Source organism: Streptomyces sp. NPDC050548 (genome assembly GCF_044457385.1).
In the GTDB taxonomy this organism is placed as follows: domain Bacteria; phylum Actinomycetota; class Actinomycetes; order Streptomycetales; family Streptomycetaceae; genus Streptomyces.
Genome location: NZ_JBITGV010000008.1, coordinates 327,215 through 342,963 on the forward strand (window position 1 = coordinate 327,215; position 15,749 = coordinate 342,963).

The window sequence follows — 15,749 nt, forward strand, 5'->3', positions numbered from 1 at the left end:
GTCCGACCTGCTTGACCTGCATGTCTCACAACCTTGACCGACCGGCCGCCGCCCCTGCCATCCGGCACACCCGAGCATTGGGGTGAGGGAAACCCCCTCATGGCCCTACTGGATCGTCCCCTTCATGCTAGGCGGCCTTCGGGAGATCGGTTCGGCAGTCGTGGCAGCGTCCTGGGGTGGGTGAGCGGAAGGCGCGGTCGCAGTTGTCGCAGTTCTGGAGTGGGTTTCGGACCGCTGGTGGTGGTGTCGGGGCGCGGAACGGTGGTGGGGGCGGGAGCTGGGCCGTCAGGCGGTGGGCCAGGAGGGCTGCGGGGCGGCGTAGGCCTTCGGGTGGGAGGTCTGTGGTGAGTGCGTGGCGTACGGCGGTGGGGGTGACATCCCGCTCCAGCCAGGCCGCGACCCCCTGGGCCAGGTGGGCCGTGTCGCAGGCCGACAGGAGGAGGTCCGGGGTGTGGCGGCGGAGGTCGGTGAGGAGATCGGTGGCCGTTTGGAGGAGGGCGGGAGCCGGGTACGCGGGGCGCGGTACGGCGGGTAGGGGCTTGCGGGGTGCCCGTTCGCGCCGGGGCGCGGGCGCTTTTGGTGGCGTGTGGGGTGCGTGGGGTTCCGTGTGGTCTCTGCGTCCGCCGCCGGGCTGGTTGCAGGAGATCGTGCGGGTGATGATGCGGCCGTCGGGGATGCGGTGGCGTTCGCGGCGGAGGTAGCCGTGGGTCTCCAACTCCCTTAGCGCGGCGGCGATTCGGGTCCTGCCCTCGGGGAAGCGGGCGGCGAGGGTGTTGATGTCGGCGCGGGAGCCTGCGGGGAGCGACTGGATGTGGACGCCGAGGCCGATCGCCAGGGCCGACAACTCCGGGTGCTGGGCGAGGTGGTTGCCGATCACCGTGAAGCGGGTGGTGTGGCGGGAGTTGTCGTGTGTGAGTCCAACTCCGGGTGTCCGGTGCCGCTGGTTCGGGTGTTTGTCGGCGGTGTGCCGGGACCGGGCGTGCGGGGGCGCGGTAGTGTCGCGTGTATCCATCGGGAAGGTTGCTGCTTCCTTGGTGGTCAGGCCCTCGCCTTGGGATGCCAGTCCCGGCGAGGGCCGTCGTATGTCTGGAGTTGTTTGCGCTGAGCGTAGATCACGCAACCTGCCCGGAATCCAGCCCAGTTGACGATGTTCACCCAGATGGGTGAGCGGCGGGCCGAGTCGGCGGGAGGGTGGGGTGGGGCTTGGTGGGGGTTCTTTCACCGTCGTGGTTCTTGGGGAAGGGCGTCACTTTCACCGGAGTTCGGGTTTCCGGAGATCGGTGGCTCCGGTGATTCCGGTGCGACGTTCAGTTCAGCCCAGATCGTCTTGCGCGGGCGCGGCCCCCGGGCTACGCCCCAGCGGTCGGCCAGCGCCTCGACGAGGAGGAGCCCACGGCCGGACTCGGCTTCCGCAGCCGGGTGTTGGGGGCGGGGCAGGCGGTCGCCGCAGGTGTCGGTGACCTCGATGCGCAGGGTGGCGGCGACGACGTAGAGCGTGAGTCTGAAGTCCCGGCCCGGTACGCGGCCGTGCGTGGCCGCGTTGGCCGCCAGCTCGGCCACGATCTGCTCCGCCGGGGCCAATGGGATTTCCCAGTCGCGGAGTTGCCGTACCGCCAGCAGGCGGGCCTGGTGCGCTCCCCGGGGTGTGGGTGGCAGGAGTGCGCTGAAGTTGCGGACGGGGTTGGGGAGTTGGGCCTCGGGCTCGGCTGTTTCTTGATTCACGTCACTCAGCGTGGCCGAGGCTGCTTGCCTTGACGTGCGATGACGCCTGTACGTATCCGCGCTGTCCCGTCGTTGTCTCGCGTTGTCTCGGCTGTCTCGGACGACGTACGGGTACGGGTGCGCGTTGGAGGTGGGTGGCCATGAACGACGAAAGCGTGAGCAACGAGAACGAGGGTGTGGACGAGGCCGGCTGGGACCTCGAACCCGGCGACGAGAGCGCGCCGTTGGTGGAGGCGGTGGGGCGACTCGTCAGGTGCTGCCGAGAGCAGGCCGGGATGCGGGTGGCCGACTTCGCCCACGTCATGGGATACGGCGAGGACATGATCCGCAAGATCGAGCGCGGGGTGCGGATCCCTCGGGTGGAGTTCCTGGACCGGGCCGACGACGTCCTGAACGCGGGTGGGCATCTGAAGGCGTTCAAGGAGGATGTGGAGAAGGCCCAGTACCCGAAGAAGGTGCGGGATCTGAAGAAGATGGAGGACAACGCGGTCGAGCTTCAGCTGTACAGCAACCACAACATCCATGGGTTGTTGCAGACACAGGAGTTCGCACGGGCGCTCCTCGGGACGTGGCGGCCCAAGCTGTCAACGGAGGCGTTGGAGCGGGCGGTTGCCGCCCGTATGGCTCGTCGGGTCATCTTCGAGCGGGAGCCCGCTCCGGAACTCAGCTTCGTCCAGGAGCAGGTGACTCTCGAACGCCCCATCGGCGGGACAACGGTGCTGCGCCGACAGCTTGAACACCTGCTGGAGGTGGCCAGGTTGCCGAACGTCGAGTTCCAGGTGATGCCAACCGCACGTGCGGACCACCCAGGAACAAGTGGTCGCATTCAGGTGCTGAAGTTCAAGGACGGCACGGGAGCGGGACGCACCGACGACGAGTTCGGCGGTCGCCCTGTCGAAAGCCCACGCCAGCTCCGAATCCTCGAACTGCGGTATGGCATCATCCGGGCTCAGGCTCTCTCACCAGGGGAGTCGCTGGCCTTCATCGAGCAAGCGCTGGGAGCACTATGAGCACCTCGGAACTCCACTGGTTCAAGAGCAGCTACAGCGACAGCAGTAACCCCAGCGACTGCGTCGAGATAGCCACCACCCCGCACACCATCCTCGTCCGCGACTCCAAGAACATCGCCGGACCCCGCCTGACCTTCGCTCCTGACACCTGGTCCGGCTTCGTGTCAGGTGTTGGACGGGTCGAGCAAGCTGCTGCTTAGCTGAGGGGGACCGCAGCCGTGTCGCGTGAGTGAGAGAGGTGCCCGGTGGAGACTCCCCGTCTGGAGGAGGTACGCCTGACCTCCTTCAAGAGCTTCACCGAGCAGCGTCTTCCGCTTGACGACCTCACGGTACTGATTGGTCGCAACGGCAGCGGCAAGTCCAACGCCCTGGACGCCCTTATGGTGCTCTCTCGTCTGGCTGCGCCGGGGGATTCGCTGCGGGACGCTCTGGATGGTCCGCGCAGCGGCGGCGAGGAGCCGATCCGAGGTGGCGCGGATGGGTGCGCGCCGCTCGGGCAGCACTCGTTCCGACTGGGGTGCCGGGTCCGGTCCGGAGACGCCGTGTACGACCTCGACGTGGAGATCGCGACCGTCCCGGAGGTCCGCGTGCTGCATGAGGAACTGACGGCGGTGGAAGGCGTGCGTTATGCAGGACGACGTCTGGGCGCTGGCCGGCCCTTGCTGGTCAGCGACCCTGTGGATCAGCGTCGCAGTGATCTCAACGTGCGGTGCTTCAACGGCCGGCGCGGGATGGATCCCGGTGTCCCGTTCTCCTCGGACCGTTTGCTGACGGGCCAGGTACCTCTGCGAGTGCCCGCCACGACCGAGGCGGCCAGGCTCGTGCACCAGGCTGTACAGGACGTTCTCCATGTGTTGCGCGAGGTCTTCCTGCTGGATCCGGTCCCGCATCTGATGAGGCAGTACGTGAACTCCCGTGACGGGGATCTTCGGCGCAGCGGCGACAACCTCAGCGCAGCCGTCGTGGAGCTGATGAGAAGGGACGCTGCGGCCTTTGCCCGGCTCAAGGAGTTGGTGGCGGGCATGCCGGAGTTTCCCGTGCGGGCCATCGGCAAGGTCGAGACGCGACTCGGCGATGTGCAACTGATCCTGAAGGAGGCGGGCTATCACGGGATCGAGCACGATGTCCCGGCCAGACTCCTCAGCGACGGCATGCTGCGCTTCCTGGCATTCGGCACGGCGCTGCTCAGTGCGTCGGCAGAGGACGACAAGGGGCATCCGGGGGCTCAGCGCCACCTGGTGATCGAGGAGATCGAGAACGGTCTCTATCCCACGCAGGCCTCCCGTGTGCTCCATCTGATGAAAGAGGAGTCGCAGCGCCGTCGTATCGACGTCCTGTTCACCACACACAGCCCTGCCCTGCTGAACTCGCTCACGGCCGAGGACCACTCTGGCGTCGTCGTGTGCAGCCGGGACCCGGAGTCCGGCGAGAGTCGCCTTACACGGCTCACGGAACTGCCTGGCTACGTGGATCTCCTCGCTGCGGGGGATCTGGGGGACGCCGTGAGTAAGGGGCGCCTGCTCGATGCCGTACGCCCCCGTGATGCGGGAGTGGCTACCGTCGAGGACTTCCTGAGGAGCCTGTGAGCGCGTGAGTAAGCGGTCTGGTACTGGGTTCGACCTGCCCGTCGTCGATTTTCTGGACACTTCCGTCTTCGTCGAGATCCTCGATGTTCCTTTTATGAACGATCGCCGGGCGGACGTTCTGGCAGAGATGGACGTCCGGCTGAGAGCTGGGGTGACCTTTGTGCTGCCCACCGCGACCGTGGTCGAGACCGGAAACCACGTCTTCCAGGTCGGTGCGGGCGGGGCTCGCCGCCACTGCGCCGATGTGTTCATGAAAACTCTGCGCAGGACCGCGGCGGGTGAGGCTCCGTGGCGCCTTCGCGAGCGCACCTGGGACGGCACCTTCCTGACCACCCTCTGCGACGGGGGTCGTACGGGAATGGACTTGTGCGAGCATGCCGCGACCGAACAGCTGGGCACTGGTGACCTGAGCATTGTCGCGGAGCGTGACCTCTTCGCGTCGCGCGTGCAGGCCCGAGTGCGGATCTGGACGCTGGAGGAAACGATGAGCACATGGGCCGAGCTGCCCTGAGACGTGTCCGTGTTTGACCTGCGTCACTCCCCGGGTAATCTCTACGCCCCGATTGGCCAGCGCCCTGCCCCATATGGCAGACTGTCCGAGTTGCTCGGTCGAGTGTTGATGCTGCGCGCCTCCCGTCGGGAGGACCGGAAGCGAGTCCCACGGTACTCGTCGTCCCAACTGTCTTAACGGCAGCGCTGGGGCGGACGTACGGGAATCTTTCGGGAAGTGTCAGTGCGGCGCCGACCAGGCACCCGGTGGGCTTCTTCGCCCTCGGCTTGCGGTTCCGGAAGGGCCGTGCTTTCCCAGTAGGGAAGTTCCGAACCTTGGGACTTCTGTGTCGGTGAGAGCGCGACACACCCGACCGCGTGGGTCGGAGGAATCGAAGAGTGAAGCGAGCAGAAGAGCTTGCCGGGGTGCAGAGCGTTACTAGAGACAGGACTACTGAGTAGCCATGGCGGGACAGAAGATCCGCATCCGGCTCAAGGCCTACGACCACGAGGTCATCGACAGCTCGGCGAAGAAGATCGTCGAGACGGTGACCCGCACTGGTGCGTCGGTCGCGGGCCCGGTGCCGCTGCCCACTGAGAAGAACGTGTACTGCGTCATCAAGTCGCCGCACAAGTACAAGGACTCTCGCGAGCACTTCGAGATGCGCACGCACAAGCGCCTGATCGACATCCTCGACCCCACCCCCAAGACCGTTGACTCTCTGATGCGACTCGACCTCCCGGCCGGTGTCGACATCGAGATCAAGCTCTAGGGGTCGGTGAGCTGAAGATGGCTAAGCAGATCAAGGGCATCCTGGGCGAGAAGCTCGGCATGACGCAGGTTTGGGACGAGAACAACCGTGTTGTTCCCGTGACTGTCGTCAAGGCCGGGCCCAACGTCGTGACCCAGGTCCGTACGAACGACAGTGACGGCTACGAGTCGGTCCAGATCGCCTTCGGCGAGATCGACCCGCGCAAGGTGAACAAGCCCCTCAAGGGCCACTTCGCCAAGGCCGATGTCACGCCGCGTCGCCACCTCGTCGAGATCCGCACCGCGGGCGCCTCCGAGTACACGCTCGGCCAGGAGATCACCGCTGAGGTGTTCGAGGCCGGCGTCAAGGTCGACGTGACCGGCAAGAGCAAGGGCAAGGGCTTCGCCGGTGTCATGAAGCGCCACAACTTCCGTGGCCTCGGCGCCGGTCACGGTGTCCAGCGCAAGCACCGCTCTCCCGGCTCCATCGGTGGCTGTGCCACCCCGGGCCGTGTGTTCAAGGGCGTCCGCATGGCGGGCCGCATGGGCAACGAGCGGGTCACCACCCAGAACCTGACCGTTCACGCCGTTGACGCGGAGAAGGGACTGCTCCTCATCAAGGGAGCCATCCCGGGTCCGAACGGCGGCCTCGTCCTGGTCCGCACCGCGGCCAAGGGGGCCTGAGGACACTATGAGCACCATTGACATTCTGTCGCCCTCCGGCGACACCGCCGGGACTATCGAGCTCCCGGCCGAGATCTTCGACGTAGAGAAGATCAGCATCCCGCTGCTTCACCAGGTCGTCGTCGCACAGCTGGCCGCCGCCCGTCAGGGCACGCACAAGGTCAAGCGTCGTGGCGAGGTCCGCGGTGGTGGTAAGAAGCCGTACCGCCAGAAGGGCACCGGCCGCGCCCGTCAGGGTTCGACCCGCGCCCCGCAGTTCGCCGGCGGTGGCGTCGTGCACGGCCCGACGCCGCGCGACTACTCGCAGCGGACCCCGAAGAAGATGAAGGCCGCGGCCCTGCGCCACGCCCTCACCGACCGGGCCCGCAACGCTCGCATCCACGTCATCACCGACGTGATCGAGGGCGAGACCCCCTCCACCAAGGCCGCCAGGAGCTTCCTCGGCAAGGTCAGCGAGCGCAAGAACGTGCTCCTGGTCATCGAGCGCTCCAACGAGGCCGCGCTGCTTTCCGCGCGCAACCTGCCCCAGGTCCACATCCTGGAGCCGGGCCAGCTGAACACGTACGACGTTCTCGTCTCGGACGACGTGGTCTTCACCCAGGCCGCTTTCGAGTCCTTCGTGTCTGGCCCCCAGGCCGCTGACACCGAAGGGAGCGAAGCCTGATGGCTACGCGTCACCCGAGCATTGCCTCCAAGGCCGCCAAGGCCAAGAAGGTCGCACGCATCGCCAAGGCGAAGCGCCACGAGACCGAGGGCAAGAACACCGTCGAGACGCCGATCAGCAAGTCGTTCACGGACCCCCGTGACGTGCTGCTGAAGCCGGTCGTCTCGGAGAAGAGCTACGCGCTCCTCGACGAGGGCAAGTACACCTTCATCGTGGCCCCGGGCGCCAACAAGACCCAGATCAAGCAGGCCGTCCAGGCGGTCTTCTCGGTCAAGGTCACCGGGGTCAACACGATCAACCGCCAGGGCAAGCGCAAGCGCACCAAGACCGGTTTCGGTCAGCGCGCGGGCTCCAAGCGAGCGATCGTGACCCTCGCTGAGGGCGACCGTATCGACATCTTCGGCGGTCCGGCCGCGTAAGCGGGTCGGATCGTCCGATATCGGACGAGGACTGAGAAATGGGAATCCGCAAGTACAAGCCGACTACGCCGGGCCGTCGTGGCTCCAGCGTCGCCGACTTCGTCGAGGTCACGCGGTCCACGCCGGAGAAGTCGCTGGTTCGCCCCCTGCACAGCAAGGGCGGCCGTAACAATTCCGGTCGTGTGACCGTTCGCCACCAGGGTGGCGGACACAAGCGCGCCTACCGAGTCATCGACTTCCGTCGCCATGACAAGGACGGCGTGCCGGCGAAGGTCGCGCACATCGAGTACGACCCCAACCGCACCGCGCGCATCGCGCTGCTGCACTACGCGGACGGCGAGAAGCGCTACATCCTCGCCCCGCGCAACCTGCAGCAGGGCGACCGCGTCGAGAACGGTCCCGGGGCCGACATCAAGCCGGGCAACAACCTGGCGCTCCGCAACATCCCGGTCGGTACCACGATCCACGCGATCGAGCTCCGTCCCGGTGGCGGCGCCAAGTTCGCCCGCTCCGCCGGTGCCTCGGTGCAGCTGCTCGCGAAGGAGGGCACCATGGCCCACCTTCGTATGCCCTCCGGTGAGATCCGTCTGGTCGACCAGCGCTGCCGCGCCACGGTCGGCGAGGTCGGCAACGCCGAGCAGAGCAACATCAACTGGGGCAAGGCAGGCCGCAAGCGTTGGCTGGGCGTTCGCCCGTCCGTCCGCGGTGTTGCGATGAACCCGGTCGACCACCCGCACGGTGGTGGTGAGGGCAAGACCTCCGGTGGTCGCCACCCGGTCTCCCCGTGGGGTCAGAAGGAGGGTCGTACTCGTTCGCCGAAGAAGGCTTCGAACAAGTACATCGTCCGCCGCCGCAAGACGAACAAGAAGCGCTAGGAGCGGGTTTAGATGCCGCGCAGTCTCAAGAAGGGGCCCTTCGTCGACGGCCACCTCATCAAGAAGGTGGACGTACAGAACGAGGCCGGCTCCAAGAACGTCATCAAGACCTGGTCCCGCCGCTCGATGATCGTCCCGGCCATGCTCGGCCACACGATCGCGGTGCACAACGGCAAGACCCACATCCCGGTGTTTGTCACCGAGTCGATGGTCGGCCACAAGCTCGGCGAGTTCTCGCCGACGCGCACCTTCCGGGGTCACGTCAAGGACGACCGGAAGTCGAAGCGCCGCTAGCGCGGGGTGAACGACCATGACAAACACTGAAGGGACAACCATGGAAGCCAGGGCCCAGGCGCGGTACATCCGCGTCACGCCCATGAAGGCCCGCCGCGTGGTGGACCTCATCCGTGGCATGGACGCCACGGAGGCTCAGGCGGTCCTGCGTTTCGCCCCGCAGGCCGCGAGCGTGCCGGTCGGCAAGGTGCTGGACAGCGCCATTGCCAACGCCGCGCACAACTACGACCACACCGACGCCGACAGCCTCTTCATTTCCGAGGCCTACGTCGACGAGGGCCCGACCCTGAAGCGGTTCCGTCCGCGTGCCCAGGGCCGCGCCTACCGGATCCGCAAGCGGACCAGCCACATCACCGTGGTCGTCAGCAGCAAGGAAGGAACCCGGTAATGGGCCAGAAGGTTAACCCGCACGGGTTCCGGCTCGGCATCACCACGGACTTCAAGTCCCGGTGGTACGCCGACAAGCTGTACAAGGACTACGTCAAGGAAGACGTCGCCATCCGTCGGATGATGACGTCCGGCATGGAGCGCGCCGGCATCTCGAAGGTGGAGATCGAGCGCACCCGTGACCGCGTCCGTGTGGACATCCACACCGCGCGCCCGGGCATCGTCATCGGCCGCCGTGGCGCCGAGGCCGACCGCATCCGCGGCGACCTGGAGAAGCTGACCGGCAAGCAGGTCCAGCTCAACATCCTTGAGGTCAAGAACCCGGAGACGGACGCTCAGCTGGTGGCCCAGGCCGTCGCCGAGCAGCTGTCCTCCCGCGTCTCCTTCCGCCGTGCCATGCGCAAGAGCATGCAGTCGGCGATGAAGGCCGGCGCCAAGGGCATCAAGATCCAGTGCGGTGGCCGCCTCGGCGGCGCCGAGATGTCCCGCTCGGAGTTCTACCGCGAGGGCCGTGTGCCCCTGCACACGCTCCGCGCGAACGTCGACTACGGCTTCTTCGAGGCCAAGACGACCTTCGGCCGTATCGGTGTGAAGGTCTGGATCTACAAGGGCGACGTCAAGAACATCGCCGAGGTCCGCGCCGAGAACGCCGCTGCCCGTGCGGGTAACCGCCCGGCTCGCGGTGGCGGCCCGGGCGGCGACCGCCCGGCCCGTGGCGGTGGCCGCGGTGGCGAGCGTGGCGGCCGCGGCCGCAAGCCGCAGCAGCAGTCCGCGCCGGCTGCCGAGGCCCCCAAGGCCGACGCTCCCGCCGCCGCTGCCGCTCCGGCTGAGAGCACCGGAACGGAGGCCTGACCGACATGCTGATCCCCCGTAGGGTCAAGCACCGCAAGCAGCACCACCCCAAGCGTCGTGGTCAGGCCAAGGGCGGTACGCAGGTTTCGTTCGGCGAGTACGGCATTCAGGCCCTCACGCCGGCGTACGTGACGAACCGCCAGATCGAGGCCGCCCGTATCGCGATGACCCGCCACATCAAGCGTGGCGGCAAGGTCTGGATCAACATCTACCCGGACCGCCCGCTCACGAAGAAGCCCGCCGAGACCCGCATGGGTTCCGGTAAGGGTTCTCCCGAGTGGTGGATCGCGAACGTGCACCCGGGCCGGGTCATGTTCGAGCTGTCCTACCCCAACGAGAAGATCGCCCGTGAGGCCCTCACTCGCGCAGCCCACAAGCTGCCGATGAAGTGCCGGATCGTCAAGCGCGAGGCAGGTGAAGCGTGATGTCGGCCGGTACCAAGGCGTCCGAGCTGCGCGAACTGGGTGACGAGGAGCTTCTCGCGAAGCTCCGCGAAGCCAAGGAAGAGCTGTTCAACCTCCGCTTCCAGGCGGCGACCGGTCAGCTCGAAAACCACGGTCGGCTCAAGGCCGTCCGGAAGGACATCGCGCGGATCTACACCCTGATGCGTGAGCGCGAGCTGGGCATCGAGACGGTGGAGAGCGCCTGATGAGTGAGAGCAACGTGACCGAGACCGCTGAAGCCCGCGGCTTCCGCAAGACCCGTGAGGGTCTCGTCGTCAGCGACAAGATGGACAAGACCGTCGTCGTCGCCGTCGAGGACCGCGTGAAGCACGCGCTGTACGGCAAGGTCATCCGCCGTACGAACAAGCTCAAGGCCCACGACGAGCAGAACGCCGCAGGCGTCGGCGACCGCGTCCTCCTCATGGAGACGCGTCCGCTGTCCGCGACGAAGCGCTGGCGCATCGTCGAGATCCTCGAAAAGGCCAAGTAATTTTCCTGCGGGGCTAACCCCGCAGGACAGTTCCGCCAGGCTCCAAGGGCCGTTCACCGAACGGCCCTTGGGGAACCGGCAGACGATCAGGAGATAGACGTGATCCAGCAGGAGTCGCGACTGCGCGTCGCCGACAACACTGGTGCGAAGGAAATCCTTTGCATCCGTGTGCTCGGTGGCTCCGGTCGCCGCTACGCGGGCATCGGTGACGTCATCGTCGCCACCGTCAAGGACGCGATCCCCGGTGGCAACGTGAAGAAGGGTGACGTCGTCAAGGCCGTCATCGTTCGCACCGTGAAGGAGCGCCGCCGTCCGGACGGCTCGTACATCCGCTTCGACGAGAACGCCGCCGTCATTCTGAAGAACGACGGCGACCCTCGTGGTACCCGCATCTTCGGCCCGGTCGGGCGCGAGCTGCGCGAGAAGAAGTTCATGAAGATCATCTCGCTGGCTCCGGAGGTGCTGTAAGCATGAAGATCAAGAAGGGTGACACGGTTCAGGTCATCACCGGCAAGGACAAGGGCAAGCAGGGCAAGGTCATTGCCGCTTACCCGCGCGACGAGCGCGTCCTGGTCGAGGGTGTCAACCGGGTCAAGAAGCACACCAAGGCCGGCCCCACCGCCAAGGGCTCGCAGGCCGGTGGCATCGTCACGACCGAGGCGCCGATCCACGTCTCCAACGTCCAGCTGGTCGTTGAGAAGGACGGCAACAAGGTCGTCACGCGTGTCGGCTACCGCTTCGACGACGAGGGCAACAAGGTTCGCGTTGCCAAGCGGACGGGTGAGGACATCTGATGACTACCACCACCACTCCGCGTCTCAAGACGAAGTACCGCGAGGAGATCGCGGGCAAGCTGCGTGAGGAGTTCTCCTACGAGAACGTCATGCAGATCCCCGGCCTCGTCAAGATCGTGGTGAACATGGGTGTCGGCGACGCCGCCCGTGACTCCAAGCTCATGGACGGTGCCGTCCGTGACCTGACCACGATCACCGGTCAGAAGCCGGCCATCACCAAGGCCCGCAAGTCCATCGCGCAGTTCAAGCTGCGCGAGGGTCAGCCGATCGGTGCCCACGTCACGCTCCGTGGCGACCGCATGTGGGAGTTCCTGGACCGCACCCTGTCGCTCGCGCTTCCGCGCATCCGCGACTTCCGTGGTCTGTCTCCCAAGCAGTTCGACGGTCGTGGCAACTACACCTTCGGTCTCACCGAGCAGGTCATGTTCCACGAGATCGACCAGGACAAGATCGACCGCGTCCGGGGTATGGACATCACCGTGGTGACCACGGCGACCAACGACGCCGAAGGCCGTGCCCTTCTCCGTCACCTCGGCTTCCCCTTCAAGGAGGCGTAAGCGAGATGGCGAAGAAGGCTCTGATTGCCAAGGCTGCTCGTAAGCCCAAGTTCGGTGTGCGTGGCTACACCCGCTGCCAGCGCTGCGGCCGCCCGCACTCCGTGTACCGCAAGTTCGGCCTCTGCCGCGTGTGCCTTCGTGAGATGGCTCACCGTGGCGAGCTGCCGGGCGTGACCAAGAGCTCCTGGTAGTCCGGTACTTCCGGACTCCCGAAGCTCTCGGTAAGCAGAGGGCACGGTCAGGTGCCCACCCCTCCATGGCTTAGGCTAGGGGGGTTGGGCGCCTGATTGCCGCCCATACGACTTACTACGCCGTAGGTCCACCGCACCGCACCCGCCTCGTCTCGGATCGAGGAGAGGGATGGGCACCTGGAAACCCCGGCGAGAGAGGCCGAAGGCCAATTCATGACCATGACTGATCCGATCGCAGACATGCTTACGCGTCTGCGGAACGCGAACTCGGCATACCACGACTCCGTGACGATGCCGGCGTCCAAGATCAAGTCTCACATCGCGGAGATCCTCCAGCAGGAGGGCTTCATCACGGGCTGGAAGGTCGAGGACGCCGAGGTCGGCAAGAACCTCGTCCTTGAGCTGAAGTTCGGCCCGAACCGTGAGCGCTCCATCGCGGGCATCAAGCGGATCTCCAAGCCCGGTCTCCGGGTTTACGCGAAGTCCACCTCCCTGCCCAAGGTGCTGGGCGGCCTCGGCGTGGCGATCATCTCCACGTCCCACGGGCTCCTCACCGACAAGCAGGCCGGCAAGAAGGGCGTAGGCGGAGAAGTTCTCGCCTACGTCTGGTAGCGGAAAGGAATCGGAAGAAGCTATGTCGCGTATTGGCAAGCTCCCCATCACGGTTCCCGCCGGCGTGGACGTCACCATCGACGGCCGTACGGTCTCGGTCAAGGGCCCCAAGGGCACCCTGACCCACACCGTCGCTTCGCCGATCGACATCGCCAAGGGTGAGGACGGCGTTCTCAACGTCACCCGCCCCAACGACGAGCGTCAGAACAAGGCCCTGCACGGCCTGTCCCGCACGCTGGTGGCGAACATGATCACCGGCGTGACCGAGGGTTACGTGAAGAAGCTCGAAATCAGTGGTGTCGGTTACCGCGTCGCGGCCAAGGGATCCAACCTTGAGTTCGCGCTCGGCTACAGCCACTCGATCACGGTCGAGGCGCCCGAGGGCATCTCGTTCAAGGTCGAGAACCCGACCCACTTCTCGGTCGAGGGCATCGACAAGCAGAAGGTCGGCGAGGTTGCGGCCAACATCCGCAAGCTGCGCAAGCCCGACCCGTACAAGGCCAAGGGCGTCAAGTACGAGGGCGAAGTCATCCGGCGCAAGGTCGGAAAGGCGGGTAAGTAAGCCATGGCATACGGTACGAAGATCGCTAAGGGCGACGCTTACAAGCGTGCTGCCATCAAGCGTCGTCACATCCGCATCCGGAAGCACATTTCCGGTACGGCTGAGCGTCCGCGCCTGGTCGTGACCCGCTCCAACCGCCACATCGTGGCCCAGGTCATCGACGACATCAAGGGTCACACCCTGGCGTCGGCGTCGACCCTGGACACCTCGATCCGCGGCGGCGAGAGCGACAAGTCCGCGCAGGCCAAGTCGGTCGGCGCCCTGGTCGCCGAGCGCGCCAAGGCCGCCGGTGTCGAGGCTGTCGTATTCGACCGTGGCGGCAATCAGTACGCGGGGCGCATCGCCGCCCTGGCGGACGCCGCCCGCGAAGCCGGACTGAAGTTCTAGTCGCTTCCGTAGCTAGCGGAAAGAGAGAGGTAATCCAATGGCTGGACCCCAGCGCCGTGGAAGCGGTGCCGGTGGCGGCGAGCGGCGGGACCGGAAGGGCCGTGACGGCGGCGCTGCTGCCGCCGAGAAGACCGCGTACGTTGAGCGCGTAGTCGCGATCAACCGCGTCGCCAAGGTTGTCAAGGGTGGTCGTCGCTTCAGCTTCACCGCGCTCGTCGTGGTGGGCGACGGTGACGGCACCGTCGGTGTCGGTTACGGCAAGGCCAAGGAGGTGCCGGCCGCCATCGCCAAGGGTGTTGAGGAGGCCAAGAAGCACTTCTTCAAGGTCCCCCGTATCCAGGGCACCATCCCGCACCCGATCACGGGCGAGAAGGCCGCGGGCGTCGTCCTGCTCAAGCCTGCTTCCCCCGGTACCGGCGTTATCGCCGGTGGTCCGGTGCGAGCCGTCCTGGAGTGCGCCGGCGTGCACGACATCCTGTCGAAGTCGCTCGGCTCGTCCAACGCGATCAACATCGTGCACGCGACCGTGGCGGCCCTCAAGGGCCTGCAGCGTCCCGAGGAGATCGCGGCCCGCCGCGGTCTGCCCCTTGAGGACGTCGCCCCCGCGGCTCTCCTTCGTGCACGTGCCGGGGCGGGTGCGTAATGGCTCGCCTCAAGGTCACGCAGACGAAGTCGTACATCGGCAGCAAGCAGAACCACCGTGACACACTGCGGTCCCTCGGTCTCAAGGGGATCAACACCGTGGTCGTCAAGGAGGACCGCCCCGAGTTCCGCGGAATGGTGCACACCGTCCGCCACCTCGTGACGGTTGAGGAGGTCGACTGATCATGGCGGAGAACAACCCGCTCAAGATCCACAACCTCCGTCCCGCCCCGGGCGCCAAGACCGCCAAGACCCGTGTGGGTCGTGGTGAGGCGTCGAAGGGTAAGACGGCAGGCCGTGGTACCAAGGGCACGAAGGCCCGCTATCAGGTTCCGGAGCGCTTCGAGGGTGGCCAGATGCCCCTCCACATGCGTCTCCCGAAGCTGAAGGGCTTCCGCAACCCGTTCAAGACCGAGTACCAGGTCGTGAACCTCGACAAGCTGGCGGCCCTGTACCCGGAGGGTGGCGAGGTCACCGTAGAGGGTCTCGTCGCCAACGGTGCGGTTCGCAAGAACAGCCTCGTCAAGGTCCTCGGCCAGGGCGAGATCTCCGTGGCGCTGCAGGTGACGGTGGACGCCGTCTCCGGCTCCGCCAAGGAGAAGATCACCGCCGCCGGCGGTACCGTCACCGAGCTCGTCTGAGCCCGGGCGGTCCCACCGCACACGTACAAGGGCCGGGCGGTTCCCCTGAGGGGGAGCTGCCCGGCCCTTGCCGTTTCCCTGTGTCCTACCGCTGTTGACCGGGCCCGTGTTGTTCAGGCCCTGTGCTGATCAGGCGCGGCCGGTGGCCGACTTGCAGTACTTGAGGGCGCCGTGCGTGCCCTTCTTGAGACAGACGGTGATCGTCACCTTCGTCTCCTCGGGGACGTTCACATCGTCCCGGAGCTTGCACGCGCCGTCGTTCTCACCCTTGTCGGTCACCGAGAACTTGTGGGTCGTGCCCCACTTGAGCGTGGTGACCGTCCAGTAGCCGTCCTTGCGGTGGTCGCACGCGTTCCACCGCTCCTTCGAGCTGCTGCGGCTGGCGTCACCCGCGAAATTGCCCATGCCGCCCTTGTGGCCCTCGGTGGTGTAGACCGAGGCGTTCTGCGCCGCGGCGAAGGCCGGCGTGCCGGTGGCCGCGACCCCGAGCGTCGCGCTCGCGGCGACGGCGGCCAGACAGAGTGCCTTGCGTGACAGATTGCGCATATTGAAATCTCCCCGTTTTCCCCGTTGTATCCGTCCCGGATCGGCTCCCGTGACGGAGGGCGACCGAATGGATCTTTTGGAAGCTATCGGCGTACGGCATGGGCGGTCAACGTGATTTGACTCGCCGCGGGTGATGGTTTGAGCCGTTGCG

General features: G+C 66.3%; 28 protein-coding genes. 25 read left to right on the forward strand and 3 right to left on the reverse strand.

All coding sequences use genetic code 11. The features are described from left to right. Nucleotides 1–127: 127 nt before the first annotated feature. Together ACIBJH_RS23925 and ACIBJH_RS23930 are read right to left on the reverse strand one after the other, a co-directional pair. Nucleotides 128–1,012 carry a helix-turn-helix domain-containing protein gene (locus tag ACIBJH_RS23925; RefSeq protein WP_399118871.1) on the reverse strand — a complete coding sequence of 295 codons (885 nt, stop codon included), beginning with the start codon at nt 1,010–1,012 and terminating at the stop codon, nt 128–130. A 206-nt stretch (nt 1,013–1,218) separates the two neighbouring features. Further along, complete coding sequence (locus tag ACIBJH_RS23930; RefSeq protein ID WP_399118872.1) at nt 1,219–1,722, reverse strand: ATP-binding protein; 504 nt, start codon at nt 1,720–1,722, stop codon at nt 1,219–1,221. Nucleotides 1,723–1,862: 140 nt separating this feature from the next. Between ACIBJH_RS23930 and ACIBJH_RS23935 the strand changes: the two genes are divergently transcribed. The 25 genes from ACIBJH_RS23935 to rplO all read left to right on the forward strand — a co-directional run bounded on the left by ACIBJH_RS23935 (nt 1,863) and on the right by rplO (nt 15,052). Next, nucleotides 1,863–2,732, forward strand: coding sequence for a Scr1 family TA system antitoxin-like transcriptional regulator (locus tag ACIBJH_RS23935; RefSeq protein WP_399118873.1), 870 nt, complete (start codon nt 1,863–1,865; stop codon nt 2,730–2,732). After that, nucleotides 2,729–2,932 carry a DUF397 domain-containing protein gene (locus tag ACIBJH_RS23940; RefSeq protein ID WP_399118874.1) on the forward strand — a complete coding sequence of 68 codons (204 nt, stop codon included), beginning with the start codon at nt 2,729–2,731 and terminating at the stop codon, nt 2,930–2,932. Before ACIBJH_RS23935 ends, ACIBJH_RS23940 begins: the two co-directional genes overlap by 4 nt. A 45-nt stretch (nt 2,933–2,977) precedes the next feature. Then, entirely contained in the window at nt 2,978–4,318 is a 1,341-nt protein-coding gene (locus tag ACIBJH_RS23945; RefSeq protein ID WP_399118875.1) for an AAA family ATPase, read from the forward strand. Between the two features lie 4 nt (nt 4,319–4,322). Further along, the gene (locus ACIBJH_RS23950) at nt 4,323–4,829 is read left to right on the forward strand and encodes a hypothetical protein (RefSeq protein ID WP_399118876.1); all 507 of its coding nucleotides are present in this window, start codon (nt 4,323–4,325) and stop codon (nt 4,827–4,829) included. A 442-nt stretch (nt 4,830–5,271) separates the two neighbouring features. Then, entirely contained in the window at nt 5,272–5,580 is a 309-nt protein-coding gene (rpsJ, locus tag ACIBJH_RS23955; protein WP_003948644.1) for a 30S ribosomal protein S10, read from the forward strand. Between the two features lie 17 nt (nt 5,581–5,597). Continuing rightward, entirely contained in the window at nt 5,598–6,242 is a 645-nt protein-coding gene (gene rplC / locus ACIBJH_RS23960; RefSeq protein WP_033280016.1) for a 50S ribosomal protein L3, read from the forward strand. 7 nt (nt 6,243–6,249) lie between these two features. Next, on the forward strand, nt 6,250–6,906 hold the full coding sequence (rplD, locus tag ACIBJH_RS23965; RefSeq protein ID WP_399118877.1) for a 50S ribosomal protein L4: 657 nt from the start codon (nt 6,250–6,252) through the stop codon (nt 6,904–6,906). Further along, nucleotides 6,906–7,325, forward strand: coding sequence for a 50S ribosomal protein L23 (gene rplW, locus ACIBJH_RS23970; RefSeq protein ID WP_200681734.1), 420 nt, complete (start codon nt 6,906–6,908; stop codon nt 7,323–7,325). The genes rplD and rplW overlap by 1 nt, the downstream gene beginning before the upstream one ends. Nucleotides 7,326–7,363: 38 nt before the next feature. Further along, the gene (gene rplB / locus ACIBJH_RS23975; protein WP_262064199.1) at nt 7,364–8,200 is read left to right on the forward strand and encodes a 50S ribosomal protein L2; all 837 of its coding nucleotides are present in this window, start codon (nt 7,364–7,366) and stop codon (nt 8,198–8,200) included. Nucleotides 8,201–8,212: 12 nt separating this feature from the next. Further along, nucleotides 8,213–8,494 carry a 30S ribosomal protein S19 gene (rpsS, locus tag ACIBJH_RS23980; protein WP_019055518.1) on the forward strand — a complete coding sequence of 94 codons (282 nt, stop codon included), beginning with the start codon at nt 8,213–8,215 and terminating at the stop codon, nt 8,492–8,494. Nucleotides 8,495–8,534: 40 nt separating this feature from the next. After that, on the forward strand, nt 8,535–8,882 hold the full coding sequence (gene rplV, locus ACIBJH_RS23985) for a 50S ribosomal protein L22 (RefSeq protein WP_003974262.1): 348 nt from the start codon (nt 8,535–8,537) through the stop codon (nt 8,880–8,882). Next, nucleotides 8,882–9,733, forward strand: coding sequence for a 30S ribosomal protein S3 (gene rpsC / locus ACIBJH_RS23990; RefSeq protein WP_093627312.1), 852 nt, complete (start codon nt 8,882–8,884; stop codon nt 9,731–9,733). Before rplV ends, rpsC begins: the two co-directional genes overlap by 1 nt. 5 nt (nt 9,734–9,738) lie before the next feature. Further along, nucleotides 9,739–10,158 (forward strand): 50S ribosomal protein L16, encoded by a 420-nt coding sequence (rplP, locus tag ACIBJH_RS23995; protein ID WP_010986348.1) that lies wholly within the window; start codon nt 9,739–9,741, stop codon nt 10,156–10,158. Continuing rightward, on the forward strand, nt 10,158–10,382 hold the full coding sequence (gene rpmC / locus ACIBJH_RS24000) for a 50S ribosomal protein L29 (RefSeq protein WP_003998824.1): 225 nt from the start codon (nt 10,158–10,160) through the stop codon (nt 10,380–10,382). Before rplP ends, rpmC begins: the two co-directional genes overlap by 1 nt. Next, nucleotides 10,382–10,666 carry a 30S ribosomal protein S17 gene (gene rpsQ / locus ACIBJH_RS24005; protein ID WP_399118878.1) on the forward strand — a complete coding sequence of 95 codons (285 nt, stop codon included), beginning with the start codon at nt 10,382–10,384 and terminating at the stop codon, nt 10,664–10,666. Before rpmC ends, rpsQ begins: the two co-directional genes overlap by 1 nt. Before the next feature lie 99 nt (nt 10,667–10,765). Further along, nucleotides 10,766–11,134, forward strand: coding sequence for a 50S ribosomal protein L14 (gene rplN, locus ACIBJH_RS24010; protein ID WP_003998823.1), 369 nt, complete (start codon nt 10,766–10,768; stop codon nt 11,132–11,134). Nucleotides 11,135–11,136: 2 nt separating this feature from the next. Then, nucleotides 11,137–11,460 (forward strand): 50S ribosomal protein L24, encoded by a 324-nt coding sequence (gene rplX / locus ACIBJH_RS24015; protein ID WP_019072281.1) that lies wholly within the window; start codon nt 11,137–11,139, stop codon nt 11,458–11,460. Continuing rightward, nucleotides 11,460–12,017 (forward strand): 50S ribosomal protein L5, encoded by a 558-nt coding sequence (gene rplE / locus ACIBJH_RS24020; protein WP_019072280.1) that lies wholly within the window; start codon nt 11,460–11,462, stop codon nt 12,015–12,017. The genes rplX and rplE overlap by 1 nt, the downstream gene beginning before the upstream one ends. 5 nt (nt 12,018–12,022) lie before the next feature. Further along, nucleotides 12,023–12,208, forward strand: a complete 186-nt coding sequence (locus tag ACIBJH_RS24025) for a type Z 30S ribosomal protein S14 (RefSeq protein ID WP_003948630.1) — start codon at nt 12,023–12,025, stop codon at nt 12,206–12,208. Between the two features lie 213 nt (nt 12,209–12,421). Continuing rightward, nucleotides 12,422–12,820, forward strand: coding sequence for a 30S ribosomal protein S8 (gene rpsH / locus ACIBJH_RS24030; protein WP_013001411.1), 399 nt, complete (start codon nt 12,422–12,424; stop codon nt 12,818–12,820). A 22-nt stretch (nt 12,821–12,842) separates the two neighbouring features. Further along, nucleotides 12,843–13,382, forward strand: coding sequence for a 50S ribosomal protein L6 (gene rplF, locus ACIBJH_RS24035; RefSeq protein ID WP_019072279.1), 540 nt, complete (start codon nt 12,843–12,845; stop codon nt 13,380–13,382). 3 nt (nt 13,383–13,385) lie between these two features. After that, nucleotides 13,386–13,769: a 50S ribosomal protein L18 gene (gene rplR, locus ACIBJH_RS24040; RefSeq protein WP_019055526.1), complete on the forward strand. Its 384-nt coding sequence runs from the start codon at nt 13,386–13,388 to the stop codon at nt 13,767–13,769. Between the two features lie 37 nt (nt 13,770–13,806). Further along, entirely contained in the window at nt 13,807–14,412 is a 606-nt protein-coding gene (gene rpsE, locus ACIBJH_RS24045) for a 30S ribosomal protein S5 (RefSeq protein WP_006376045.1), read from the forward strand. Then, a complete protein-coding gene (rpmD, locus tag ACIBJH_RS24050) occupies nt 14,412–14,594 on the forward strand; it encodes a 50S ribosomal protein L30 (protein ID WP_006376032.1) in 183 nt (60 codons plus the stop codon). The genes rpsE and rpmD overlap by 1 nt, the downstream gene beginning before the upstream one ends. A gap of 2 nt (nt 14,595–14,596) precedes the next feature. Next, nucleotides 14,597–15,052 (forward strand): 50S ribosomal protein L15, encoded by a 456-nt coding sequence (gene rplO, locus ACIBJH_RS24055; RefSeq protein ID WP_019072278.1) that lies wholly within the window; start codon nt 14,597–14,599, stop codon nt 15,050–15,052. Between the two features lie 129 nt (nt 15,053–15,181). Here the strand turns inward: rplO and ACIBJH_RS24060 are convergent, their stop codons facing one another. Then, nucleotides 15,182–15,598, reverse strand: a complete 417-nt coding sequence (locus tag ACIBJH_RS24060; RefSeq protein ID WP_399118879.1) for a hypothetical protein — start codon at nt 15,596–15,598, stop codon at nt 15,182–15,184. Nucleotides 15,599–15,749 lie beyond the last annotated feature (151 nt).

Bases quoted from the DNA above. Each gene is read 5' to 3' on its own strand.
- ACIBJH_RS23925 (WP_399118871.1), bottom strand. From the start codon at position 1,012: ATGGATACACGCGACACTACCGCGCCCCCGCACGCCCGGTCCCGGCAC.
- ACIBJH_RS23935 (WP_399118873.1), top strand. From the start codon at position 1,863: ATGAACGACGAAAGCGTGAGCAACGAGAACGAGGGTGTGGACGAGGCC.
- ACIBJH_RS23940 (WP_399118874.1), top strand. From the start codon at position 2,729: ATGAGCACCTCGGAACTCCACTGGTTCAAGAGCAGCTACAGCGACAGC.
- rpsJ (WP_003948644.1), top strand. From the start codon at position 5,272: ATGGCGGGACAGAAGATCCGCATCCGGCTCAAGGCCTACGACCACGAG.
- rplC (WP_033280016.1), top strand. From the start codon at position 5,598: ATGGCTAAGCAGATCAAGGGCATCCTGGGCGAGAAGCTCGGCATGACG.
- rplD (WP_399118877.1), top strand. From the start codon at position 6,250: ATGAGCACCATTGACATTCTGTCGCCCTCCGGCGACACCGCCGGGACT.
- rplW (WP_200681734.1), top strand. From the start codon at position 6,906: ATGGCTACGCGTCACCCGAGCATTGCCTCCAAGGCCGCCAAGGCCAAG.
- rplB (WP_262064199.1), top strand. From the start codon at position 7,364: ATGGGAATCCGCAAGTACAAGCCGACTACGCCGGGCCGTCGTGGCTCC.
- rpsS (WP_019055518.1), top strand. From the start codon at position 8,213: ATGCCGCGCAGTCTCAAGAAGGGGCCCTTCGTCGACGGCCACCTCATC.
- rplV (WP_003974262.1), top strand. From the start codon at position 8,535: ATGGAAGCCAGGGCCCAGGCGCGGTACATCCGCGTCACGCCCATGAAG.
- rpsC (WP_093627312.1), top strand. From the start codon at position 8,882: ATGGGCCAGAAGGTTAACCCGCACGGGTTCCGGCTCGGCATCACCACG.
- rplP (WP_010986348.1), top strand. From the start codon at position 9,739: ATGCTGATCCCCCGTAGGGTCAAGCACCGCAAGCAGCACCACCCCAAG.
- rpmC (WP_003998824.1), top strand. From the start codon at position 10,158: ATGTCGGCCGGTACCAAGGCGTCCGAGCTGCGCGAACTGGGTGACGAG.
- rpsQ (WP_399118878.1), top strand. From the start codon at position 10,382: ATGAGTGAGAGCAACGTGACCGAGACCGCTGAAGCCCGCGGCTTCCGC.
- rplX (WP_019072281.1), top strand. From the start codon at position 11,137: ATGAAGATCAAGAAGGGTGACACGGTTCAGGTCATCACCGGCAAGGAC.
- rplE (WP_019072280.1), top strand. From the start codon at position 11,460: ATGACTACCACCACCACTCCGCGTCTCAAGACGAAGTACCGCGAGGAG.
- ACIBJH_RS24025 (WP_003948630.1), top strand. From the start codon at position 12,023: ATGGCGAAGAAGGCTCTGATTGCCAAGGCTGCTCGTAAGCCCAAGTTC.
- rpsH (WP_013001411.1), top strand. From the start codon at position 12,422: ATGACCATGACTGATCCGATCGCAGACATGCTTACGCGTCTGCGGAAC.
- rplF (WP_019072279.1), top strand. From the start codon at position 12,843: ATGTCGCGTATTGGCAAGCTCCCCATCACGGTTCCCGCCGGCGTGGAC.
- rplR (WP_019055526.1), top strand. From the start codon at position 13,386: ATGGCATACGGTACGAAGATCGCTAAGGGCGACGCTTACAAGCGTGCT.
- rpsE (WP_006376045.1), top strand. From the start codon at position 13,807: ATGGCTGGACCCCAGCGCCGTGGAAGCGGTGCCGGTGGCGGCGAGCGG.
- rpmD (WP_006376032.1), top strand. From the start codon at position 14,412: ATGGCTCGCCTCAAGGTCACGCAGACGAAGTCGTACATCGGCAGCAAG.
- rplO (WP_019072278.1), top strand. From the start codon at position 14,597: ATGGCGGAGAACAACCCGCTCAAGATCCACAACCTCCGTCCCGCCCCG.
- ACIBJH_RS24060 (WP_399118879.1), bottom strand. From the start codon at position 15,598: ATGCGCAATCTGTCACGCAAGGCACTCTGTCTGGCCGCCGTCGCCGCG.